Source organism: Kitasatospora sp. NPDC059408, assembly GCF_042751525.1.
Taxonomy (GTDB): Bacteria; Actinomycetota; Actinomycetes; order Streptomycetales; family Streptomycetaceae; genus Kitasatospora.
In genome coordinates this window covers 22,351-44,605 of sequence record NZ_JBHYWI010000017.1, presented here as the reverse complement: position 1 = coordinate 44,605, position 22,255 = coordinate 22,351, and the positions used below count along the sequence as shown (strand labels likewise).

At 72.8% G+C, this 22,255-nt stretch carries 14 protein-coding genes; 9 read left to right on the top strand and 5 right to left on the bottom strand.

The window, feature by feature from the left end; translation table 11 throughout:
• Positions 1-3: 3 nt before the first annotated feature.
• The 3 genes from ACFXDE_RS13920 to ACFXDE_RS13910 are packed head-to-tail and all read left to right on the top strand — an operon-like array spanning position 4 to position 12,025.
• Entirely contained in the window at positions 4-10,221 is a 10,218-nt protein-coding gene (locus tag ACFXDE_RS13920) for an amino acid adenylation domain-containing protein (protein ID WP_380493974.1), read from the top strand.
• A 26-nt stretch (positions 10,222-10,247) separates the two neighbouring features.
• Positions 10,248-11,234, top strand: coding sequence for an ATP-binding cassette domain-containing protein (locus ACFXDE_RS13915; RefSeq protein WP_380436781.1), 987 nt, complete (start codon positions 10,248-10,250; stop codon positions 11,232-11,234).
• Positions 11,231-12,025 (top strand): ABC transporter permease, encoded by a 795-nt coding sequence (locus ACFXDE_RS13910; RefSeq protein WP_380436779.1) that lies wholly within the window; start codon positions 11,231-11,233, stop codon positions 12,023-12,025. Before ACFXDE_RS13915 ends, ACFXDE_RS13910 begins: the two co-directional genes overlap by 4 nt.
• Positions 12,026-12,071: 46 nt before the next feature.
• Here ACFXDE_RS13910 and ACFXDE_RS13905 read toward each other — a convergent pair whose 3' ends face one another.
• The 3 genes from ACFXDE_RS13905 to ACFXDE_RS13895 all read right to left on the bottom strand — a co-directional run bounded on the left by ACFXDE_RS13905 (position 12,072) and on the right by ACFXDE_RS13895 (position 14,274).
• A complete protein-coding gene (locus tag ACFXDE_RS13905) occupies positions 12,072-12,272 on the bottom strand; it encodes a hypothetical protein (RefSeq protein WP_380493971.1) in 201 nt (66 codons plus the stop codon).
• A gap of 156 nt (positions 12,273-12,428) precedes the next feature.
• Positions 12,429-12,896: an NUDIX domain-containing protein gene (locus ACFXDE_RS13900; RefSeq protein ID WP_380493969.1), complete on the bottom strand. Its 468-nt coding sequence runs from the start codon at positions 12,894-12,896 to the stop codon at positions 12,429-12,431.
• 124 nt (positions 12,897-13,020) lie between these two features.
• On the bottom strand, positions 13,021-14,274 hold the full coding sequence (locus ACFXDE_RS13895) for a helix-turn-helix domain-containing protein (protein ID WP_380493967.1): 1,254 nt from the start codon (positions 14,272-14,274) through the stop codon (positions 13,021-13,023).
• Between the two features lie 457 nt (positions 14,275-14,731).
• Here ACFXDE_RS13895 and ACFXDE_RS13890 point away from each other — a divergent pair, with 457 nt between their 5' ends.
• The 4 genes from ACFXDE_RS13890 to ACFXDE_RS13875 all read left to right on the top strand — a co-directional run bounded on the left by ACFXDE_RS13890 (position 14,732) and on the right by ACFXDE_RS13875 (position 17,371).
• Positions 14,732-14,923, top strand: a complete 192-nt coding sequence (locus ACFXDE_RS13890; protein ID WP_380493965.1) for a hypothetical protein — start codon at positions 14,732-14,734, stop codon at positions 14,921-14,923.
• A complete protein-coding gene (locus tag ACFXDE_RS13885) occupies positions 14,913-15,098 on the top strand; it encodes a hypothetical protein (RefSeq protein ID WP_380493963.1) in 186 nt (61 codons plus the stop codon). Before ACFXDE_RS13890 ends, ACFXDE_RS13885 begins: the two co-directional genes overlap by 11 nt.
• Positions 15,099-15,266: 168 nt before the next feature.
• Complete coding sequence (locus ACFXDE_RS13880) at positions 15,267-15,830, top strand: glycine-rich domain-containing protein (RefSeq protein ID WP_380493961.1); 564 nt, start codon at positions 15,267-15,269, stop codon at positions 15,828-15,830.
• Between the two features lie 452 nt (positions 15,831-16,282).
• On the top strand, positions 16,283-17,371 hold the full coding sequence (locus ACFXDE_RS13875; protein ID WP_380493959.1) for a protein-L-isoaspartate O-methyltransferase: 1,089 nt from the start codon (positions 16,283-16,285) through the stop codon (positions 17,369-17,371).
• A gap of 61 nt (positions 17,372-17,432) precedes the next feature.
• Here the strand turns inward: ACFXDE_RS13875 and ACFXDE_RS13870 are convergent, their stop codons facing one another.
• Together ACFXDE_RS13870 and ACFXDE_RS13865 are read right to left on the bottom strand one after the other, a co-directional pair.
• A complete protein-coding gene (locus ACFXDE_RS13870) occupies positions 17,433-19,391 on the bottom strand; it encodes an ABC1 kinase family protein (RefSeq protein ID WP_380436757.1) in 1,959 nt (652 codons plus the stop codon).
• A 25-nt stretch (positions 19,392-19,416) separates the two neighbouring features.
• Positions 19,417-19,965: a hypothetical protein gene (locus ACFXDE_RS13865; RefSeq protein ID WP_380493957.1), complete on the bottom strand. Its 549-nt coding sequence runs from the start codon at positions 19,963-19,965 to the stop codon at positions 19,417-19,419.
• Between the two features lie 324 nt (positions 19,966-20,289).
• Here ACFXDE_RS13865 and ACFXDE_RS13860 point away from each other — a divergent pair, with 324 nt between their 5' ends.
• Both ACFXDE_RS13860 and ACFXDE_RS13855 read left to right on the top strand, forming a co-directional pair.
• Positions 20,290-20,403: a lasso RiPP family leader peptide-containing protein gene (locus tag ACFXDE_RS13860; protein ID WP_380493955.1), complete on the top strand. Its 114-nt coding sequence runs from the start codon at positions 20,290-20,292 to the stop codon at positions 20,401-20,403.
• Positions 20,404-20,428: 25 nt separating this feature from the next.
• The gene (locus ACFXDE_RS13855) at positions 20,429-22,231 is read left to right on the top strand and encodes an asparagine synthase-related protein (protein WP_380493953.1); all 1,803 of its coding nucleotides are present in this window, start codon (positions 20,429-20,431) and stop codon (positions 22,229-22,231) included.
• Positions 22,232-22,255 lie beyond the last annotated feature (24 nt).

The following is a 22,255-nucleotide window of genomic DNA, read 5'->3' as shown; positions in this document are numbered from 1 at the left end:
GACATGACCAAGGCAGCGACCACGGCAGCGACCACGGCGGCGCCGATGGCGGCGACGACCAAGGCCAAGCCACGCATCGAGAGCATCCTGCCGCTCTCTCCGCTCCAGCAGGGCCTGCTGTTCCACGCCCGCTACGACACCCAGGGCCCGGACGTCTACACGATGCAGCTCGCGCTGGACATCGAGGGCGAGCTGGACACCGACGCGCTGCGCGGCGCCTGCGCCGCCCTGCTGCGCCGGCACGCCGGCCTGCGGGCCGCGTTCCGGTACCGCAAGAACGGCGAGCCGGTCCAGCTGATCCCGTTCGAGGTCGCCCCGGACTTCACCGTCGTCGACCTCACCGGCCGACCATCCGGCGCGTGGGCGCACGCCGCCGAGGCCGTCGCGGCCGAGGACCGCGCCCGCCGCTTCGACCTCGCCCGCCCGCCGCTGATCCGCTTCACCCTGGTCTCCCAGGGCGCGGACCGGCACCGGTTCCTCGTCACCGTGCACCACATCCTGGTCGACGGCTGGTCCCGGGCGACGGTCATCGGCGAACTCTTCGAGCTGTACGGGCTGCTGCGGCGCGGCTCCGACGAGCGCGCGCTGCCGCCCGTCGCCCCCTACCGCGACTACCTCACCTGGGTGGCCGCCCAGGACCGCGCCACCGCCGAGGCCGCCTGGCGGGAGGTGCTCGGCGGGCTGGAGGAGCCGACGCTGCTCGCCGCCCCCGACCCGTCCCGCGCACCGGTCGTCCCGGTGGCCACCCGGGCGGAGCTGCCGACGGCGCAGACCGCCGCCCTGGTCCGCTGGGCCCGCGAGCACGGCGTCACCGTCAACACCGTCGTGCAGGCGGCCTGGGCGATCGTCCTCGGGCGGCTCACCGGCCGCGACGACGTGGTCTTCGGCGGGACGGTCTCGGGCCGTCCGCCCCAGGTCGCGGGCATCGAGTCGATGGTCGGCCTGTTCATCAACACCCTGCCGGTGCGCGTGGCCCTCGACCCGGCCGAGACCTTCGGCGCCCTGCTGGAGCGCCTTCAGGACCAGCAGGCCGGGCTCATGGACCACCAGTACCTCGGCCTCAGCGACGTTCTGCGCACCGCCGGACACGGCGAACTCTTCGACACCCTGCTCGTGTTCGAGAACTACCCGGTGGACACCGAGGGCCTGCGCCGCTCGGCGGGCGGCCTCGGCGTCGTCGACGGCCGCAACCACGAGGGCACCCACTACCCGCTGAGCCTCACCGTCGGCCTCGGCGGCACGCTGGCGCTGGACCTCGCGCACCGGCCCGACCTGCTCTCGCAGGAGCGGGTCGACGGGCTCGCCGCCGCGCTGCTGCGCCTGCTCGGCGAGGCGGCTTCGGTGGCCGAACTGCCCGTCGGGCGGCTGCGGTTGTCGGACGGGACCCGGGTGCTCGACGCGTGGGCCGGTTCGGCGCAGGCGGCGCCGGTGCTGGAGTCGCTGCTCGGGCGCTTCGCCCGGCAGGTCGCGGCGACGCCGGACGCCACCGCCGTCATCAGCGGCGATGAGCGGCTCACCTACGCCGAACTCGACGCCCGCTCCAGCCGGTTGGCACGCCTGCTCGTCCAGCACGGCGCCGGGGCGGAGGGCTACGTCGCCGTCGCCCTGCCGCGCACCGCGGACCTGCTCGTCGCGCTGCTCGCCGTCCAGAAGTCCGGCGCAGGCTACGTCCCCCTCGACCCCCAGCACCCCGCCGAGCGCCTCGGCTACGTCCTGGAGGACGCCCGGCCCTCGCTCCTGCTCACCACCCGGGCCACGGCGGAGGGCCTGCCCGGCACGCCGACGCTGCTGCTCGACGATGCGGCAGTGCGGGAGCAGCTCGCCGCCCAGTCCGCCGAACCGCTCCGGCTTCAGCACGACGGCCGGACGCCCGCGTACGCGATCTACACCTCCGGCTCCACCGGACGCCCCAAGGGCGTCGTCATCCCCCGCGCCGCGCTCGACAACTTCCTCACCGACATGTCGGCACGGGTCCCGATGGACGGCACCGACCGCCTGATCGCCGTCACCACCGTCTCCTTCGACATCGCCGCCCTGGAGCTCTACCTCCCCCTCCTCAACGGCGCCGCCGTCGTCATCGCGAGCAAGGACGAGGTCCTCGACCCCGAAGCCCTCGCCGCCCTCATCACCAAAACCGACGCCACCGTCCTCCAAGCCACCCCCTCCCTCTGGCAGAGCCTGACCGCCGACGTCCCGGATGCCCTGGCCGGCCTGCGCATGCTCGTCGGCGGCGAGGCTGTGCCCGGTGCCCTGGCCCAGGCCATGGCCGCCACCGGGCGGTCCGTCCTGAATGTCTACGGGCCCACCGAGACCACCATCTGGTCCACCACCGCCGTCCTGGACGGCACCACGGCCAGCCCCTCCATCGGCCGCCCGATGCTCAACACCCGCGCCTACATCCTCGACTCGGCCCTGCGCCCCGTCCCCGAAGGCACCCCCGGCGAGCTCTACCTCGCCGGCCACGGCCTCGCCCGCGGCTACCTCGGCCGCCCCGCCCTCACCGCCGAACGCTTCACCGCCGACCCCCACAGCACCCCCGGCACCCGCATGTACCGCACCGGCGACCTCGCAAAGTGGGCCCAAGACGGCACCATCGACTACCTCGGCCGCACCGACTTCCAGGTCAAGGTCCGCGGCTTCCGCATCGAACTCGGCGAAATCGAATCCGTCCTCGTCAAACACGACAGCGTCACCCGCGCCGCCGTCGTCGTCCGCGAAGACCGCCCCGGCGTCAAACTGCTGGTCGGCTACGTCGTCCCCGCCGCAGGTACGACCCCGGACCCGGCCGCCCTGCTGGCCCACATCGCCGCCGACCTGCCCGACTACATGGTCCCCGCCACGATCGTCACCCTCGACGCCCTGCCGCTCAACACCAACGGCAAACTCGACCGCAAAGCCCTCCCCGCCCCCGACTTCGCCGACCGCGCACCCGGCCGCGCACCCGCCACCGAACGCGAGAAACTCCTCGCCACCCTCTTCGCCGAAGTCCTCGGACTGCCCGACGTCGGCGCCGACGACGACTTCTTCGCCCTCGGCGGCCACTCGCTCCTCGCCACCCGCCTGATCAGCCGGATCCGCGCCGAGCTCGACGTCGAACTGCCCGTCCGGGCCCTCTTCGAGGCGCCGACCGTGGCCGCCCTCGCCGAGCGGGTCGGCGGCGCCGACCGCGCCCGCCAGGCGCTCACCGCCCGCCCGCGGCCCGCCGCCGTCCCGCTCTCCCCCGCCCAGCGGCGGCTCTGGTTCCTCGGCCGGTTCGAGGACGCCGGCGGCACCTACAACCTGCCGATGGCGATCCGCATCTCCGGCGAGCTGCACGTCCCGGCGCTGCGCGCGGCCCTCGCCGACGTCGTCACCCGGCACGAGAGCCTGCGGACCGTCTTCCCGGACACCGACGGCGACCCCCGCCAGCACGTCCTCGCCCCCGCCGAGGCCGCGCCGGCCGTCCCGGTCGTCGGCGTCACCGAGGAGGAGCTGCCCCGGGCGCTCGCCGCCACCGCCGCCCGGGACTTCGACCTCACCCGCGAGATCCCGCTCCGCGCCCGCCTGTTCGCCCTCGACGGCACCGAGTACGTGCTGCTGCTCGTGATCCACCACATCGCGGCCGACGGCTGGTCGATGGCCCCGCTCGCACGCGACCTCTCCACCGCCTACCGCGCCCGCCGCGGCGGCACCGCACCCGACTGGCAGCCGCTGCCCGTCCAGTACGCCGACTACACGCTGTGGCGCCACGAGGTGCTCGGCGACGAGCACACCGCCGGCGGCGAACTCGCCCGCCAGATCGAGCACTGGCGCACCACCCTGGCCGGCCTCCCCGAGGAACTGGCCCTGCCCACCGACCGCCCCCGCCCGCCCGAGATGACCCACCGCGGCGGCACCGTCGGGCTCACCGTGCCCGCGGACGTCCACCGCGCGCTCGCCGTCCTGGCCCAGGGCCACCGCGCGAGCGTCTTCATGGCCGCCCAGGCCGCACTCGCCGCCCTGCTCACCCGCCTCGGCGCGGGCGAGGACGTCCCGCTCGGCACCCCGGTGGCCGGCCGCACCGACCAGGCGCTCGACGAGCTCGTCGGCTTCTTCGTCAACACCCTCGTGCTGCGCACCGACACCTCCGGCGACCCGACCTTCCGCGAGCTGCTCGACCGCGTCCGCGAGGCCTCGCTGGCCGCCTACGCCCACCAGGACGTCCCGTTCGAGCAGCTCGTCGAGGTGCTCAACCCGGGCCGCTCGCTGGCCCGCCACCCGCTGTTCCAGGTGATGCTCTCCTTCCAGAACACCGCCGAGGCGAGCCTCGACCTGGACGGGCTGCGCACCACGTCCCAGCCGGTCGGCCTGCGGATGTCCAACTTCGACCTGTCCCTCGTGCTCGCCGAGCGCTTCACCGCCGACGGCACGCCGGACGGCCTCGCGGGCGGCGTCGAGTACGCCACCGACCTGTTCGACCGGGAGACCGCCCAGGACCTCGCCGACCGCTTCGTGCGGCTGCTCGCCGCGCTGGTCGCCGACCCGGACCGGCCGCTCTCCGCCCTCGACCTGCTCACCGCGCACGAGCGCCGGCGCGTCCTCGTCGAGTGGAACGACACCGCGAGCGACCACCCCACCGGCACCGTCCCCGGCCTCTTCGAGGCGGCCGCCGCCCGCACCCCCGACGCCACCGCCCTGGTCTTCCGGGACACCGCGCTCACCTTCGCCGAACTCGACGCCTGGGCCAACCGGCTGGCCCGCCGGCTCGTCGCCGACGGCGTCCGGCCCGAGCAGGTCGTCGCCGTGCGGCTGCCGCGCTGCGCCGAGCACGTCGTCGCGCTGCTCGCGGTCATGAAGGCGGGCGCCGTCTACCTGCCGGTCGACCGCGACTACCCGGCCGACCGCATCGCCCACATGACCGACGACGCCCGCCCGGTCGCCGAACTCGCCGACCCCGCCGAGGTGCTGGCCGTCCGGGACGACGCCCGGTGGTCCGCCGCCCCGCTCACCGCCGCCGAGCGCTCCGGCGCCCCGCGCCCCGACAACGCCGCGTACGTCATCTACACCTCCGGCTCCACCGGCCGCCCCAAGGGCGTCACCGTGCAGCACCGCAGCGTCGTCAACCTCTACCACGACCACTTCGAGCGCCTCTACGCCCGCGAGATCGCCTCGACCGGCGGGCGCCGGCTCAAGGCCGCGCTGGCCGCGTCGTTCTCCTTCGACGCCGCGATCGACCCGCTGCTGTGGCTGCTGCGCGGCCACGAACTGCACCTGATCGACGACGAGGCCCGGCACGACCCCGCCGCGCTCGCCGCCTACGCGCGCCGGGTCGGCGGCATCGACCACTTCGACACCACCCCCGGCCACTACCAGCAGCTCCACGAACTCGGCCTCACCACCGACGAATCCGCCCGCCCGCTGGTCGTCGCCCTCGGCGGCGAGGCGCTCGGCGAGGCCCTGCGCGCCGAACTCGCCGGGATCGACGGCGTGGTGACCTACAACCTGTACGGGCCCACCGAGACCACCGTCGACGCCGTCGGCCAGCGGATCACCGACGCCGGCCGGGTGCTGATCGGCCGCCCGCTCGACAACTACCGGGCGTACGTCCTGGACGCGGCCCTGCGCCCGGTCGCCCCCGGCGTGCCCGGCGAGCTGTACCTGGCCGGCGCCGGACTCGCGCGCGGCTACCTCGGCCGCCCCGGCCTCACCGCCGAACGCTTCACCGCCGACCCGTACGGCCCGGCCGGCGCCCGCATGTACCGCACCGGCGACCTCGCCCGCTGGACCCGCGACGGCCGCCTCGACTGCCTAGGCCGGGCCGACGACCAGGTCAAGGTGCGCGGCTTCCGGATCGAGCTCGGCGAGGTCACCGCCGCCATCGAGGCCCACCCCGACGTCGCCGTCGCGGCCGTCGTCGTCCGCGAGGACCGCCCCGGCATCCGCGAGCTGGTCGGCTACGCCGTCCCCGCCGCCGGGCGCGCCGTGCCCGCCGCCGAGGAGCTGCGCCGCGTGCTCGGCGAGCGGCTGCCCGACTACATGGTCCCGGCCGCGATCGTCCCGCTCGACCGCCTCCCGCGCACCGTCAACGGCAAGCTCGACCGCGCCGCCCTGCCCGCCCCCGGCCCGCGCGCCGCCGGCACCGGCCGGGCGCCGCGCACCGCGCAGGAGAAGGCGCTGTGCGCGATCTACGCCGAGGTCCTCGGGCTGGAGAGCGTCTCGATCGACGACGGCTTCTTCGACCTCGGCGGCCACTCGCTGCTCGCCGTGCGGGTCGCCGGCCGGGTCCGCGCCCGGCTCGGCGCCGAACTCCCCGTCCGCACCCTGTTCGAGGCACCGACCCCGGCCGCCCTCGCCGAACGCCTCGGCGACGCCGCGAGCACCCGCCCGGCGCTGACCGCCCGGGTGCGGCCCGAGCCCGTGCCGCTGTCCGCCGCCCAGCGGCGGCTCTGGTTCCTCGACCGCTTCGAGGGCCCCGGCGCGACCTACAACCTGCCGATCGCCGTCCGCCTCACCGGGCCGGTCGTCCCGCCGGCTCTTGAGGCGGCCCTCGCCGACGTCACCGCGCGGCACGAGAGCCTGCGGACCGTCTTCCCCGACGCCGACGGGCGGCCGCAGCAGCTGATCCTGCCCGCCGACGCGGCCCGGCCGGAGCTGCTCCGCGCGCCGTACAGCGCCGAGGCGGTCGCGGCGGAGGCCGGGCGCGGCTTCGACCTGGCGCGCGAACTGCCTCTGCGGGCCGGACTGTTCACCGTCTCGGACGAGGAGCACGTGCTGCTGGTGGTCGTGCACCACATCGCGGCGGACGGCTGGTCGATGGCACCGCTGGCCCGCGACCTGTCGGTGGCGTACGCGGCCCGACTGGGCGGCACCGCACCGGAGTTCACGCCGCTGCCGGTCCAGTACGCCGACTACACGCTGTGGCAGGCCGAGGTCCTCGGCGACGAGCACGACCCGGCCGGCGAGCTCAACCGGCAGGTCGACTACTGGCGCACGGCGCTCGCCGGACTGCCCGAGGAACTCCCGCTGCCCACCGACCGGCCCCGCCCGGCCCGGATGAGCTACCGCGGGGACACCGTCACGTTCACGGTCCCCTCCTCGGTTCATGGTCACCTCGCGGCGCTGGCCAAGGAGACGGGCACCAGCCTCTTCATGATCGCCCAGGCCGCACTCGCCACGCTGCTGCACCGCCTCGGCGGCGGCGACGACATCCCGCTCGGCAGCGTCATCGCCGGACGGACGGACGAGTCGCTCGACGACCTCGTCGGCTTCTTCGTCAACACGCTCGTGCTGCGCAACGACCTCTCGGGGCGGCCGAGCTTCCGCAAACTGCTGCGCCGCGTACGGGAGACGGACCTCGCGGCGTACGCCAACCAGGACGTGCCGTTCGAGCGCCTCGTCGAGATCCTCAACCCCGAGCGCTCGATGGCCCGGCACCCGCTGTTCCAGGTCATGCTCGCGTTCCAGAACACCGGCGCGGCGACGCTCGACCTCGCGGGGGTGCGGGCGGCACCGCACGAGGCGACGTTCGACGCGGCCAAGTTCGACCTGACCTTCCAGCTCGCGGAGTCGGAGGAGGGGCTGGCGGGCAGTGTCGAGTACGCCGTCGACCTGTTCGACCGGGCGACGGCGGAGGCGTTGGGTGCGCGGCTCGTCGCGGTACTGGAGGCCGTCGCGGCGGACCCGTCGGTCCGGGTCGGTGACGTCGACGTCCTGACCGGGGACGAGCGCGGGCTCGTCCTCGGCGAATGGGCCGGCATCGATCGGGAGTTGGCCCCGGCGACCTTCCACGGGCTGTTCGAGGCCGCTGTCGACGCCACGCCGTCGGCGCCCGCGATCGCGAGTGGCGAGCTCGTCCTGTCGTACGCGGAGGTGGAGGAGCGGGCCAACCGGCTCGCGCACTGGCTGCGCGCCCAGGACGTGGGGGCGGAGAGCATCGTCGCGCTGCTGCTGCCGCGATCCGTCGACATCGTCATCGCCCAGCTCGGTGTGCTGAAGGCGGGGGCGGCGTACCTGCCGATCGACCCCGACTACCCCAGCGACCGCATCACCTACATGCTCGACGACGCCAAGCCCGCACTCGTCCTGCACGAACTCCCCCCTGTTGAGGGTGAATCCGCCCAGCGGCCTTCCGCGGAGATCAACGCGGCCAACCCGGCGTACCTGATCTACACCTCCGGCTCCACCGGCCGCCCCAAGGGCGTCGTCGTCACCCACACCGGCATCGCCGCCTTCGCCACCGCCGAACTCGACCGCTTCGACGTCACGTCGGACAGCCGCGTCCTGCAGTTCGCCTCACCGAGCTTCGACGCCTCGGTGTTGGAACTCGTCATGACCTTCGCCGCCGGCGCCACCCTCATCGTCCCCCCGCCCGGCCCGCTCGCCGGAGACGTCCTCGCCGACGTCCTCACCACCGAACGCGTCACCCACTCCCTCATCCCCCCGGCAGCCCTCGCCAGCGTCCCCGCCGGCGACTTCCCCCACTTCCGCAGCCTCATCGTCGGCGGCGACGCCACCTCGGCAGAGCTGGTCGACCGCTGGGCCCCCGGCCGCCGCATGACCAACGCCTACGGCCCCACCGAATCCACCGTCGCCGCCACCATCTCCACACCGCTCGCCCCAGGCACGGGTGTGCCCTCGATCGGCACCCCCATCCCCAACACCCGCACCCTCATCCTCGACGAACACCTCCGGCCCGTCCCGCCCGGCATCCCCGGCGAGCTCTACCTCACCGGCCACGGCCTCGCCCGCGGCTACCTCCGCCGCCCCGCCCTCACCGCCGAACGCTTCACCGCCGACCCCCACGGCACCCCCGGCACCCGCATGTACCGCACCGGCGACCTCGCCCGCTGGACCCCCGACGGACACCTCGACTACCTCGGCCGCACCGACGACCAAGTCAAAATCCGCGGCTTCCGCATCGAACTCGGCGAAATCGAAACCGTCCTCGTCAAGCACGACAGCGTCACCCGCGCCGCCGTCGTCGTCCGCGAAGACCAGCCCGGCCTCAAGCGCCTCGTCGCCTACATCGTCCCCGCCACCCCCGCCACCCTCGACACCGAAGCCCTCCGCGCCCACCTCGCCGCCGCCCTGCCCGACTACATGGTCCCGTCCGCCTTCGTCACCCTCGACGCCCTCCCCCTGAGCGTCAACGGCAAGCTCGACCGCAAGCAACTCCCGGCCCCCGCAGCCGAGTCGGCGACCACTGCGCGCGGCCCGCGCTCGGCGCAGGAGGAGGTGCTGTGCGGCCTGTTCGCCGAGGTCCTGAAGGTGGACCGGGTGGGCATCGACGACAGCTTCTTCGAGCTGGGCGGCGACAGCATCACCTCCATCCAGCTGGTCAGCCGGATCCGGTCCGTCCTCGGCGTGAAGCTCGGCAACCGGGGCATCTTCGAGACGCCGACCGTCGCCCGCCTCGCCGAGAAGCTCGGCACCGGCCAGGACGGCGACGGCTTCGAGGTGCTGCTGCCGCTGCGCACCGGCGGCGACCGCCGCCCGCTGTTCTGCGTGCACGGCGCCGGCGGCCTCAGCTGGCCGTACTCGTCGCTCCTCAGGCACATCTCCGCCGAGTACCCGGTCTACGGCCTCCAGGCCCGCGGCCTGGACGGCGCGGACGCCCGCATCGCGACCAGCGTCGCGGAGATGGCCGCGGACTACGTCGAGCAGATCCGCGCGGTACAGCCCGAGGGGCCGTACCACCTGGTCGGCTGGTCCTTCGGCGGGCTGGTTGCGCACGAGGTGGCCACCCTGCTCGTCGAGCAGGGCGCCGAGGTCGCCCTGCTCGCCAACCTCGACCAGACCCCGTTCGACGAGTCCTGGACGACCGACGAGGGCTACACCAAGCCCACCGAACGGGACGTCCTGGAGACGCTGCTCGACTTCGTCGGCTACGACCTCGACGAGATCCGCTCCCGCCCCCTGGACCACCAGCGGGCGATGGAGCTGATCCGCGGCCGGGACAGCGCGCTCGGCAGCCTCTCGGAGCAGCACATCACCGCCTTCGTGAAGGTCGGCGTCAACAACCACGCGCTGAGCGACGGCTACCGGCCGCGCCGCTTCGACGGCGAGCTGCTGCTGTTCGTCTCGACGGTCGGCACCGACGACCCCGAGGCGCGGATCGCGGCCTCCGCGGCGGCCTGGCGGCCGCACGTGGCCGGCCGCATCACCACCCACCCGGTGCACGCGCACCACGGCCACCTGCTCCAGCCGGAGCCGGCGGCCGAGATCGGCCGCGTCCTGCTCGCCCGGCTGACCTCCGTCAACTGACCACCTCACACAGCAAAGGAGCCGTCATGGAAACGGCGATCTCGGCGGAGGGCCTCCGCAAGCGTTACGGCGACCACCAGGCGCTCGACGGCATCGACCTGGAGGTGCCGGCCGGCACCATCCTCGGCGTGCTCGGCCCCAACGGCGCCGGCAAGACCACCACCGTGCGCATCCTCACCACCCTGCTCGCGCCGGACGAGGGGCGGGCCACCATCGCCGGCTTCGACCTGCACACCCAGGCCAAGCAGATCCGCGCGAACGTCGGCCTCACCGGCCAGTACGCGGCCGTCGACGAGCGGCTCACCGGCCGCGAGAACCTCCAGCTGATCGGCCGCCTGCTGCGCCTCGGCCGGCGCGGCGCCAAGGCCAGGGCCGACGAGCTGCTGGAGAAGTTCGACCTGACGGCCGCGGCCGGGCGCCCGGCGAAGACGTACTCGGGCGGCATGCGCCGGCGCCTCGACCTGGCCGCGAGCCTGGTCGCCGCGCCGCCGGTGCTGTTCCTGGACGAGCCGACCACCGGGCTCGACCTGACCAGCCGGCTCGCGCTCTGGGACATGATCAACGAACAGGTCCGCAACGGCGTGACCGTCCTCCTCACCACCCAGTACCTGGAGGAGGCCGACCAGCTCGCCGACTCGATCGTGGTCATCGACAAGGGCGTCGTGATCGCCGACGGCACCCCGGACGAGCTCAAGCGCAAGGTCGGCGGCGAGCGCCTGGAGGTGTCGCTGGCCACGGCCGCCGACCTCGCCGACGCCACCCGGGTCCTGGCCGGGCTCGCCTCCGGCGAACCGAGCGTGGACGAGGACGCCCGTACGGTGTCGGTGCCGATGAGCGGCGGGGTGACCACCATCGCCGCCGCCGCCCAGGGCTTGCAGCAACTCGGCATCGAGCCGCAGGACTTCGCCGTCCGCCGGTCCTCGCTGGACGACGTCTTCCTCGCCCTCACCGGCAAGCAGGGCGCGGAGCCCGCTGCCGCCCCCGCCCAGTCCAAGGAGTTGCAGACAGCATGACCGAGGTGTTCAGCGACACGTTCGCGCTCGCGGGCCGCCAGATGCGGCACATCCGGCGGATGCCGGAGCAGCTCCTGGGCATCACCGTCATGCCGGTGGCGTTCGTCCTGGTCTTCGGGTACCTGTTCGGCAGCGCGATGCAGGTGCCGGGGCAGGGGGGCTACAAGGAATACATCATGGCGGGCATCTTCGCCCAGGTGATGCTGGCCAACCTGACCACCACGGCGGTCGGGGTGGTCGAGGACCTCAACAACGGTCTCGTGGACCGCTTCCGCGCCCTCCCCATCTCGCGCTCGTCGGTCCTCCTCGGCCGCACCGTCGCGGACCTCGTGCTCGTCTCGTGGACCTCCGCGATCATGGCACTGGTCGGCTACCTGATCGGCTGGCGGGCCCACAACGGCATCCTGCAGACACTGGCCGGCTTCGGGCTGCTGCTGCTGATGGGCTTCGTGATGTCGTGGGTGGGCGCGCTGGTCGGCCTCTCGCTGCGCAGCCCGGAAGCGGTGAGCGCGCTGGCGGGCGTCGTGATGATGCCGCTGGCGTTCCTGTCGAACGCCTTCGTCCCGCCGCAGGGCCTGCCCGGCTGGATGCGGGTCGTCGTGGAGTGGAACCCGGTCAGCGCGGTGGTGTCGGCCGCCCGCGACCTCTTCGGCAACGACCGCGGCGCGTCGGACGGCGCCTTCCCGTCCGACCACCCGATCCTCGCCGCCACGATCGTGATGGGCGTGCTCCTGGCCATCGTCATCCCGCTCGCAGGCCGCGCCTACCAACGCGCCGCCGCCAAGCGCTGAGCACCACGGAGATGCCCCCGCTCGGCCCCGGCCGAGCGGGGGCGTTTCAGCCGAAGGGCAGTGCCGCCGTGCTGCCACCGGCGAGCACGCGCGCGTACTCGTCCGGGGCACCGAAGGGCCGGTAGTTGACGACTGGGTCACCAGCCCGGACGAGAGCGGTGGCACACCCGAGGCACCAGGCCTGCGGCGGCTGCACGTCGAGGTCTTCGAGCGCGGCGGGAGCGGAACACTGCACGCAGTTCGCCATCGGGTCCTCCCGGGGATGTCGAGCTTGGTGGCACCCCATCCGCAGGCCGACCACATGCGGGCACTCAGGCTGCGGCCCTGGCTCAGCAGCGTACTGCTCTCCGAGCCAAAGCGCTGGCCCCCGACAACGCCCCGGCCCGGCAACGGGAAGAGCAATTCAGCGCACGACCGGGATGTCTCCGGACCGCCAGTCGGACACCCGCTTGCGGACACTCGGCGCCATCGGCAGCCCGTCCGTGTCGGCGGGGCTGAACCACGCCACTTCGTGGGACTCTTCCGAGATCCGGAGTTCGCCACCGACCGGGCGCCCGAGGAGACAGATGCTGAACTCCTGCCGGACCTCGCCGTCGTCGTAGGCGAGGACGCGCCCGGGGCTGGTGTAGGTGCCGACGATCCCGGTGATCTCGATGTGGATGCCGGTTTCCTCGTACGTCTCGCGGATGCCGCACTCCCCGAGCGACTCGCCGATTTCCATCATGCCGCCGGGAAGACCCCACATCCCGTTGTCGGTGCGGCGCTGGAGGAGGATGCGGCCCGCCTCGTCGACTACGACCACCGATGCGGCCGGCACCAGGCTGTTGGCCTTGGGAGCGTTCGGATCGTTCTCGTAGTCACGCCTGGGCATGCCCCACCTCCGGAATCGTCCACACGTCACCTGCGGAAGTCTCCTGCACGGAAGATGACCCACTGAGCTTTGCGCCCCCGCTCGGCAGCGGCCGAGCGGGGGCGCTTCGTCTTGTCCGTCCCGCTCAGCTCGCGATCAGTGCCTCCCCGAGCGCCTCACGCGATTGGCCAGTGAGCTTCTCGTGCAGCAACTCGGCTCGTGACCGGATCAACCCCTCCCGGTAGCCGCTCGGTAGCCGTTCCCACACCCCGACCGCCATCTCGGCTGCTCCGGTGTGGTCCCCGTCGATCCGCAGGCAGGCGGCCGTGTCCATCGCCAAAAGAGCGCGTGTCATGACCGATGGGGAGTCCGTGAGGTCGAGCGCCTGGTCCTGCGCGGCGTAGGCGTTGCGCGACTCGCCGAGCAGCGTGTACGCCTGTGAGAGGTGGACATGATGCTTCTGCTCGGGGTAGCCGAACCAGGTGTCGGCCGCCTCGGCACCGTCCAGGTGCTCCGCAACGGTACGGACGTCGTTGACCGCGCGCCGTGCACCTTCGTAGTCACCGGAGGCAGCAAGGGCGCGGGCGGTGACCGCCGCGGCCAGGGCACCGGCCGCTGTCGAACCGTTCCCTGCTTCGAACCGCGCTCGCGCCGCGATCCGGGCCGCCGTCTCCGGTGCACCATAGTTGAGTGGCACCATGGCGTGCCGGGCCAGAACCCAGGCAAGCATCCGCTGATCGCCGGACTCCCGAGCGGCCCGCTCAGCAGTGGCGAACCACTGGAAGGCGCCACGCTGGTCTCCACGGTCATGCTGGACGATGGCAACCAGGCCCGCGATCCCGGCAGCCGTCCGGGCCAGGTCTGCCCTGGTTCGCGTAGGGTGCGGACGGTTGAGAACATCCCGGAGGAGGTCGAGGTCGGACAGCATCTCACCGAGGACACGATCCGGCGACCGGCCCCGGTATCCGCCCCGGTGCCGCTCGAAGGCCGCTTCCAGGTAGGCGAGATCACCGTCCTCGGACGGCGTCAGCGCTGAATCGATCCCATCCCGGGCCTGGGCGATGCCGGGCAGAACCACGACACCTGCCACCGCCGCGCCCACCCCGATGAACTTCCGCCGGTCCACCTTGTCCTCCGTGCCGTGTTCGCGCCGATGCCGCCGAGAGCGGGCTACGGCCTCGGCCACCTGGTCCACGGGAAGACCGTAAGCATCAGCGACGCCCTGGAGCGATGGCTGACGCGGAATCCTCTTCTCCGTCTCCCAATTCTTGACCGTGTCCGGGCTGCACCACTCACCCGTTTCGCGGCCGACGACGGCAGCCTGCTCCTCCCGGCTCAGTCCGGATCGCTCCCGGGTCCTGCGCAACAGCTCGCCGATCCCGTTCGGGGTGAGGGTCACGGCATCCCCTAGTTCTGAGGTGACGATGTCTCAATTGTGGCCCGGAAAACGGCCCAGGGCCGAATCATCGGCCCTCTTTGCGGCCCCTCCCCTACGGCATGCCCAGGGCGTTGACTTGCTAACAGCCACTCCGCCGGAAACAGCCGAGCGTCCGGCCCCGGCGCCTGCGGAGTGATTGCTGCGGCTCGACAAGGCGTTCCATACAGCGCAGAGCCGTCGCATCGATACCCGATCGAGCGAACTGGAGCACTCATGGCGACTGCCGAGCGTCCTCTCGACGTCCCGAGAGCCGCAAAAACCACGCCCTCGATGCCCAAGTGCGCCGTCTGCGCGGCGTTCGAGCGCATCGCGGATGCGGAGATGCGCAGGAGGTACCCGGAGGCCCGGCTGCCCGGCGTGTTGGCGGAGCTCGAAAAGATCCGCGCCCGGCACATGGGGGCGTGCAGGGCGGTGGCCGATGTCCCTGCGTGAGATCGCGATGCGCAAGCACGAACCCGCCGCCGACGCTGACGAGTGTCCCTCCTGCCTCTGGTTCGACGACCTCGAACGCCAGTACACCGAGCACCCGACCATCCAGCGCAAGGTCGCCAAATGGCGTGCCCTGCACCTGGAGCACGATGAATGCCTGGCGGCGCGCGATGACGGATAACCCGGAGGACCCGCTCCCGCCCTGGACCAACTTCCTTGGCGGGCCCGTCCGGTACGACGACATCGAGGAAGCCGGGCCGGCCACGCCGCCCCTCGAACCGGCGGCCGAATCGCCGACTCTCCAACGGCTTCGTGCCGAAGTCCGCAAGATCAACCGCCGCTACTGGCGGCCCTGAGCCATTCCAGTCTCCGTCGAACCCTCCGCCCACGGAGTAGCCCAAACAGACTCCCGCCCCGGCCGTCATCCCTGGCAGGCAGCCGACCGGAGCGGGTCCCGCAACACCGAACGGACCGGGGCGTCGTCCGACGCCCCGGGAACCCCTCAGTGTGAGGAGAGCTCCAGTATGACCACTCCCGAACCGGCCCTGTCGCTGGCGCCGCCCTCCCCCGGCCCGATGCTCCCGGTGAACCCGGGGTCGCTCGTCGCCACCGAGACGTTCGGGGCCGTCGTGCACACCGTGCTCGACAACAACCCCGGCATGCCGGACGACGCCGCCGAGCGCATCGTCACCGAAGCGCTCAAGTTCGTCGCCACCGCCCGCACGTTCCCCACCGTACGCATCACGCCGTCCACTGTCGTCGACGAGGGGTGGCACGCCCTCATCCTCCACACCCGCCGGTACGCCGACCTGTGCGCCCGGCTCGGCGGGTTCGTCCACCACTACCCCGAGCGCCCCGACCCGTCGCGGCACGACCCGGACGCCCTCGCACGGACCGCCGCCCTGATCGAGGAGGCCGGGTACACCCCGGACTACGAACTGTGGACCGGTCCCACCCGCGCCCTGGTGGCCGTGGCCGCGCAGTGCTCCCACACCCCCATCCCCGGCGGATGCGGACCCATCAACCCCGGAGGGTGCGCTTCACACTGCAACGGCGGAGGTGGAGGCGGGGGCGGCGAAGGCAGCTAGCCTGAACCCCACCCAACACGGAGAGGGCGGGACGCATGGACGAGGTCGAAGCCCAACAGGTAGCCAACACACTCCGCCGCCTGGGGATTCGGGGAATCGTCTCTCCCGAAGACCCGGGCAACCCGGACGGGCCTTGGCGGGTCTACGACGGCACTGACCCCGTCACCCGGCGGGACATCACCGACGAAGCACTAGCGATCATCAGAGGCATGTCCCGTAAGGCGGGTCCTACGCGAGGATTCATCGTCCCCATCTCCCGGTAGCCCCGTAACAGCCCCGTCCGGCAAGTCCGGACGGGGCCTCCCCGCACCCGAACGCACGCCGGCCGCACGGCGGAGGACCGGGCACAGACGGGCCCGGAGAGGCGGGCGGCGGCAGCGGCGGGTAGCACTCCGGCAAGCGCGACGCGCCGCCGACCAACCTCCCCAGGCCCGGGAAGTAGGACCGCCGAAATGTCCTGGAACCAACTCGTCGATGCGCTCCGGCAGTCCGGAGCCCTGTCAGCCGAGTGGGAGCGGACCTTCCGTGCCGTTCCCCGCTCCCTCTTCACCCCGGACCGGATCCTCCACGACGGCGAGTGGAAAGACCGGGCGACGCAGCCCAAGTGCTGGGACGACCTGGTCACCGCCGACCTTCCCCTCGTCACCCAGGTCTACGACGACGGCACGACCCCGTCCTCCTCCAGCTCCATGCCCACCGTGGTCGCCCAGATGCTCCACCACCTGGACGCCACCGCCGACACCCCTGTCCTCGAAGTGGGCACCGGAACCGGCTGGACCGCCGCCCTCCTCTCCCATCAGCTCGGCGCCACCCAGGTGACCAGCGTCGAGCTGGATCCCGAGCTCGCCGCCCAGGCGCGCGACCGGCTGCACGCCACCGGCCTGCGCCCCACCGTCCTCGCCGGTGACGGCACGCTCGGCCACCCCGCGGGTGCGCCGTTCCAGCGCGCCCACTTCACGGCGGCCGTCCGGCGGGTGCCGTCCGCCATCATCGAGCAGGTGGAGCCCGGCGGCGTGATCGTCATCCCGTACGGCACGCCGTTCTGCAACGGGGGCCTGCTGCGGCTCACCGTGGCCGAGGACGGCCGGTCGGCGAGCGGCCCGTTCGTCGAGGACGTGTCGTTCATGTGGGTGCGCGACCAGCGGCCCGACAGCGGCGACTTCGACATCGAGGACGTCCGCCACGGCCCGTCCGCTCTCGACCCGTCCGAAGTCGCCGAGCACACGCACGCCGCGTTCGCGATCGGTCTGCGCATGCCGGACCTGTTCCGTCGGGAGCTCTGGGCGGGCTACGACCGTCTCGGCACCGGGCGCGCCGAGGTGTGGGACGGGGTCTCCTACGCCCACTGCCGCCTCGCCGACTGGGACGGCAGGCACGCCGTCTCCCAGTCCGGTCCGCGCGACCTGTGGGACGAGTTGACCGCCGCCCACGCCTGGTGGGTCCGCAACGGCAGGCCGGACCTCACCCGGTTCGGCCTGACCGTGACCGTCGCAGGGGAACAGCACCCGTGGCTGGACGAGCTCGGCAATCCCATCACCTGACCCGACAAACGGCCCCTGCGCCCGGGATCTCCCGGGTGCAGGGGCCACGGCCCGAATCCACTCACCGTCTGTGCTTGGGGCCGATCATCAGGAAGAGCACCCGCATCACCAGTACCGAGCTGATCACCAGCAGGTTGTAGCCGAAGAGTTCGAACAGTCCGAGTCCCTTGCTGAGCATCGGCCCGCCGCCCGTGCGCAGCAGCTGTACGCCGACCAGGCCGATCACGCCGCCCAGGAAGGCGAGCAGGATCTCGTGGACCAGTGAGCGCAGGAAGCGGCGGTCCTCCGGGTCGGCGAACATCCGCACGCCGACGGTCAGTTGGCCGCCCTCGATGGCGGCGCCGATCCGCTCGACCCGGCGGGGCAGCCGGCGCAGCATCGGGACCAGACCGAGGAGTTCCTCCGCCATGCTGCGGCCGAGCGTCTCGGGCTTGAGCTTGCGCAGGTGCTGGGTGACGGCGAAGGAGCGGGCCTCGGCGACGATGTCGAAGCCGGGCACCAGGCGGTCGAGCGAGCCCTCCATCGTGGCGAGCGCGCGGAAGACGGCGGCGATCTCCGGTGGCACGTTGATGCCGTGCCGGGCCACGATCGCGAACAGGTCGGCGAACATCTCGCGGTCCGGCTTGACCCCCGGGGCGAAGTGCCGGGCGAGGAACTGTCCGACGGCGCGTTCCAGTTGGCGCTCGTCGATGTGCTCGGGGTGGACCACGAGCTCGATCAGCGCGTCGGACAGGCCGCCCGGGTCGCCGCGGTGCAGGGCCAGCAGCATGCCGCGCAGGGTGGCCCGCAGGGAGCGGTCGATCCGGCCGACCGAGCCGAAGTCGAGCATGCCGAGGGTGCCGTCGTCGAGCAGGAGCAGGTTGCCCGGGTGCGGGTCGGCGTGGAAGACGCCACTGGTCATGATCTGGCCGAGCAGGCACTCCAGCAGCGCGCCGGCCAGCGCCTTGCGGTCCAGCCCGCGCTCGTCGAGCACCTTGGGGGCGCTGTGCAGGGGGATGCCCGTCATCCACTCGCTGACCAGCACCCGCTTGCCGGTGAGCCGCTCGTGCACCTCGGGCACCCGGACCATCGGGTTGCCCCCGGCCTGCTCGATGGCCGCGGCCACCGCCATCGTGTTGCGGGCCTCGATGCGGAAGTCGAGCTCCTCGTGCACCGAGACGGCGAAGCCCTGGGCCAGCGCGACGGCGCCGACGCTGCGGCCCCACTCGGTGTGCTGCTCCAGGCGCTCGGCGAAGCGGTAGAGGATGTCCAGGTCGTCGACGACGATCTCGCGCGCGCCGGGCCGTTGCACCTTGACCGCGACGTGCTGTCCGTCGGGCAGCCTGGCCCGGTGGACCTGGGCGATCGAGCCGGCCGCGTACGGCTTGGTGTCGAACTCGGCGAACACCTCGTCCGGCGCGGCGCCCAGTTCCTCGCGCAGCACCTGCTCGACGGACTCCCAGGGCTCCGGGGTGGCCTGGTCCTGGAGCAGGCTCAGCTCGGCGATGAACTCGGGCGGCAGCAGGTCGTAGCGGGTCGACATCACCTGCCCGAGCTTGACGAAGGTGACCCCGGCCTCCTCCAGCGCGAGCCGCAACGAGGCCGCCAGCACGGCCCGTTCGGCGGCGGCGCCCGGCCCGCGCCGGGTGCGCCCGCTGAGGAACCGGCCGAGGCCGTGCCGGACGAATATCCGGCTGAGCCGGCCGTAGCGCCGGGTGCGGGCCACCTGGCGGCGCAGCGAGCCGGGCAGCCGGGCGAGTCCGCGCATCGGGGACGAGGGCAGCAACACCTCGGTGGCCGCCAGGAAGAGCATGGCGACGACCAGCGAGACCCCGATCTCCAGGGTCACCAGGGCGAAGGGCTGGACGTCGCGCAGCGGGTAGCTGACCAGGCTGCCGCTGGCCAGGCCGACCGCACCGGTGGCGATCGCGCGCCCCTTGCCCAGCCGGACCCCGAGCAGCCGACGCGCGCCCGAGGCGAGGCCGGTGACGAAGACGAACAGCGACAGCGCCCCCAGCAGGACGATCGCCGCGGCGCTCATGGTCGCTCCTCCGCAGTCCGCTCGCTCATGCCCGACGGCGCCGGCGCGAGGCGTAGTTGACCGTCACGACGGCGAGCAGCGGCCCCCACAGCAGCAGCGGCATGTAGAGCCAGCCCATGACAGCCCGGTGCAGGCCCTTGAGGTTCTCGCTGTCGACGCTGTCCCACACGGCGGCCTGACTGATCGTCACGGCGGTGAGGATGGCGGCGCCCAGCAGCGCGGCCGTCACGGCGGCCCAGGTGCGAACCTGCTTGCCGCCGATCAGCGGCAGCCAGCGCGGGGCGACGATCCCCCAGTCGCGGACGAGTCCGAGGGTGAGCAGGGCGGCGCCCTCCTGGAGCACGCAGATGGCGGGCAGCACCAGGTAGCCGTTGCCGGGGATGCCGTAGTCGTGGCGCAGCACCTCCGTGCTGTACCCGACGGGCACGCCGATGGCCATCGCGAGGCGCCAGAGGGTGGAGGGCAGGGCGATCAGCGGCACCGCGTGTGCGACCCAGACCGCCCAGCGCGGCGGCGGGGGCGTGCCGTCCAGGGCGGCTCCGGGGGCCAGGACTCGGCCGGCTTCGATTGTCATATGACACTGCCAATCAGATCGTCAGGTGCATGCTGGCCATAAATCGTATGGCGCTGACCTGTGCCTTTCCGGTGGCACTGACAGCTTGCTGCCAGGATCCGGCCACCCGTGCACCATCCGATCACATGTCCACTCACTGCCAGCCGATCTTGGAATTACCGGCGGAATTCAGGATTCCCCGGCACTTCAGGCCAACGACGTTGAGCGGCCGCCCGTTCGAGCCAAGACTCTTCGTCGGGGAAACACCCCTGGGGAAACTCCGGAGGGAACTCCAGGGAGAACTCCGGATGATCCCCGCAATCCCTCCCGAGAAAGGAAGAAAACATGTCCAAGAAGCAGTACGAGGCCCCGGTTTTCGAGTCCGCCGGAACATTCCGCGCCGTCACCGGCTGGAAGGGAATCTTCAGCTGGGATTTCTTCCACGGCCAGATCATGTGACCGCCGGAAAACTGGAGCTGATGTGATGTCCGGCCACGGCACACCGTTCTTCTTCGCGTTCCCAGACAGCGCGGCCGCGTGCGCCGTGGCCCGGCGCCTGTGCGCCGACCGCCCGGAACTCGATGTCATCCCCCACGCCTCCGGGCGGCCCTGGATCGTCGGACACTGGTCCGCCGGGGAGCTCCTGGTCGTCCGGTCCCCCCACCTGACGGTCGCCCTGATCGGCACCTTCGGCGTCACCGCGGCCGACCTGGCCCGGCGGGTCGCCCCGGTGCGCGAGCCGGCCGGCCTGGACCGGCTCGGGCTCGAACTCCCCGGACAGTTCCACCTGCTGGCCGCCACCGACGGCGCGGTGCGGGTCCAGGGCACCGCGTACGGCACCCGCCGGATCGCCTGGACGAGGATCGCGGGCACCGTCGTCGCGGGCGACCGCGCCGCCGAGCTCGCCCGCTTCGCCGGCGCCGGGCCCGACCTCACCTCCGTGGCGCTGCGGCTGCTCAACCCGCTGCCGGCGCCGTTCGCCGACCGCGCCATGTGGCACGGCGTCCGGCCCGTCCCGCCCGGCCACTGCCTGGAGCTGCGCGAGGGGCTGCCGCCGAAGCAGCGACGCTGGCATCGGCCGCCCGAGCCGGTCCTGGGCCTCGCCGAGGCGGCCCGCGACGTCCGGTCGACGCTGACCGAGGCCGTCGCCCTGCGCACCGCGGACTCCGGCCTGATCAGCGCGGACCTCTCCGGCGGGCTCGACTCCACGTCGCTGTGCTTCCTGGCCGCGGGCGGCCCGGGGAACCCGAAGCTCATCGCCTGCACCGCCACCGGCGACGAGTCCGAGAACGACGACGGCCACTGGGCCCGGCTCGCCGCCGAACGCCTCGTGGACACCGAGCACTTCCTCGCCCCCGCCTCCGAACTCCCGCTCTTCTACAGCGGGGCGATGAACGACGGCGGCCGGCACGACACCCCGGTCGGGATCGTCGTCAGCCGCGACCGGGTCACCCACTTCATCGAGCGGATGGCCGAGCGGGGCTCCCGGCTGCACCTGACCGGAAACGGCGGCGACCACCTGTTCCTCGGCAGCGCGGTCGACTACCACGCCCTGCTGCCCACCCGGCCGCTGCTCACGCTCGCCGCCCTGCGCGGCTACCGCACCCTGTTCGGCTGGTCCCGCCGCGCGGTCGCGGGCGCACTGCTGGACCGCCGCTCGTACCGGAGGAGCTTCGCGGCCCTGACCACCCGCTCCTCCGGCTCCCTCGACCCGGGCCGCCCGTCCTTCAGCTGGCTGCACGACCCGGTGATCGCATCGTGGTTCACCCTCGACTGCCTGGAACGGGTCGAGCAGGCCCTGGCCGAGGCCGCCCCCACCGTCGAACCGCTCGCGGCGACCCGCGGCCGCCACCACGACCTCGCCGGCATCCACGCCGGCACCCAGGAGATGCGCGGCCTGGAGGAGATGGGCCGCCTGGCCGGCGTGCCGGTGGCCAACCCGTACTTCGACGACCGGGTCGTCGACGCCGCCCTGGGCGCCCGCCCCGAACTCCGCGCCACGCCCTGGGCGTACAAGCCCCTGCTGGTCGAGGCGATGCGCGGGATCGTCCCGGACCGCAGCCTCGCCCGGCGCACCAAGGGCGACGGCTCGCCCGAGGCGACGCTCGGCCTCTACCGGCACCGCGAGGAACTGGCGGCGGTCTGGGAGGACAGCGCGCTGGCCCGGGCCGGCCTGGTCGACCCGGACGCGCTGCGCCGCCTCTGCCGCACCCCCGGCTCGCCCGAACTCGCCTACAACCCCCTGACGTCCACGCTCGCCTGCGAGGCCTGGCTCCGCACCGCCTGAGCACCGACGACCTGCCGAACGGAG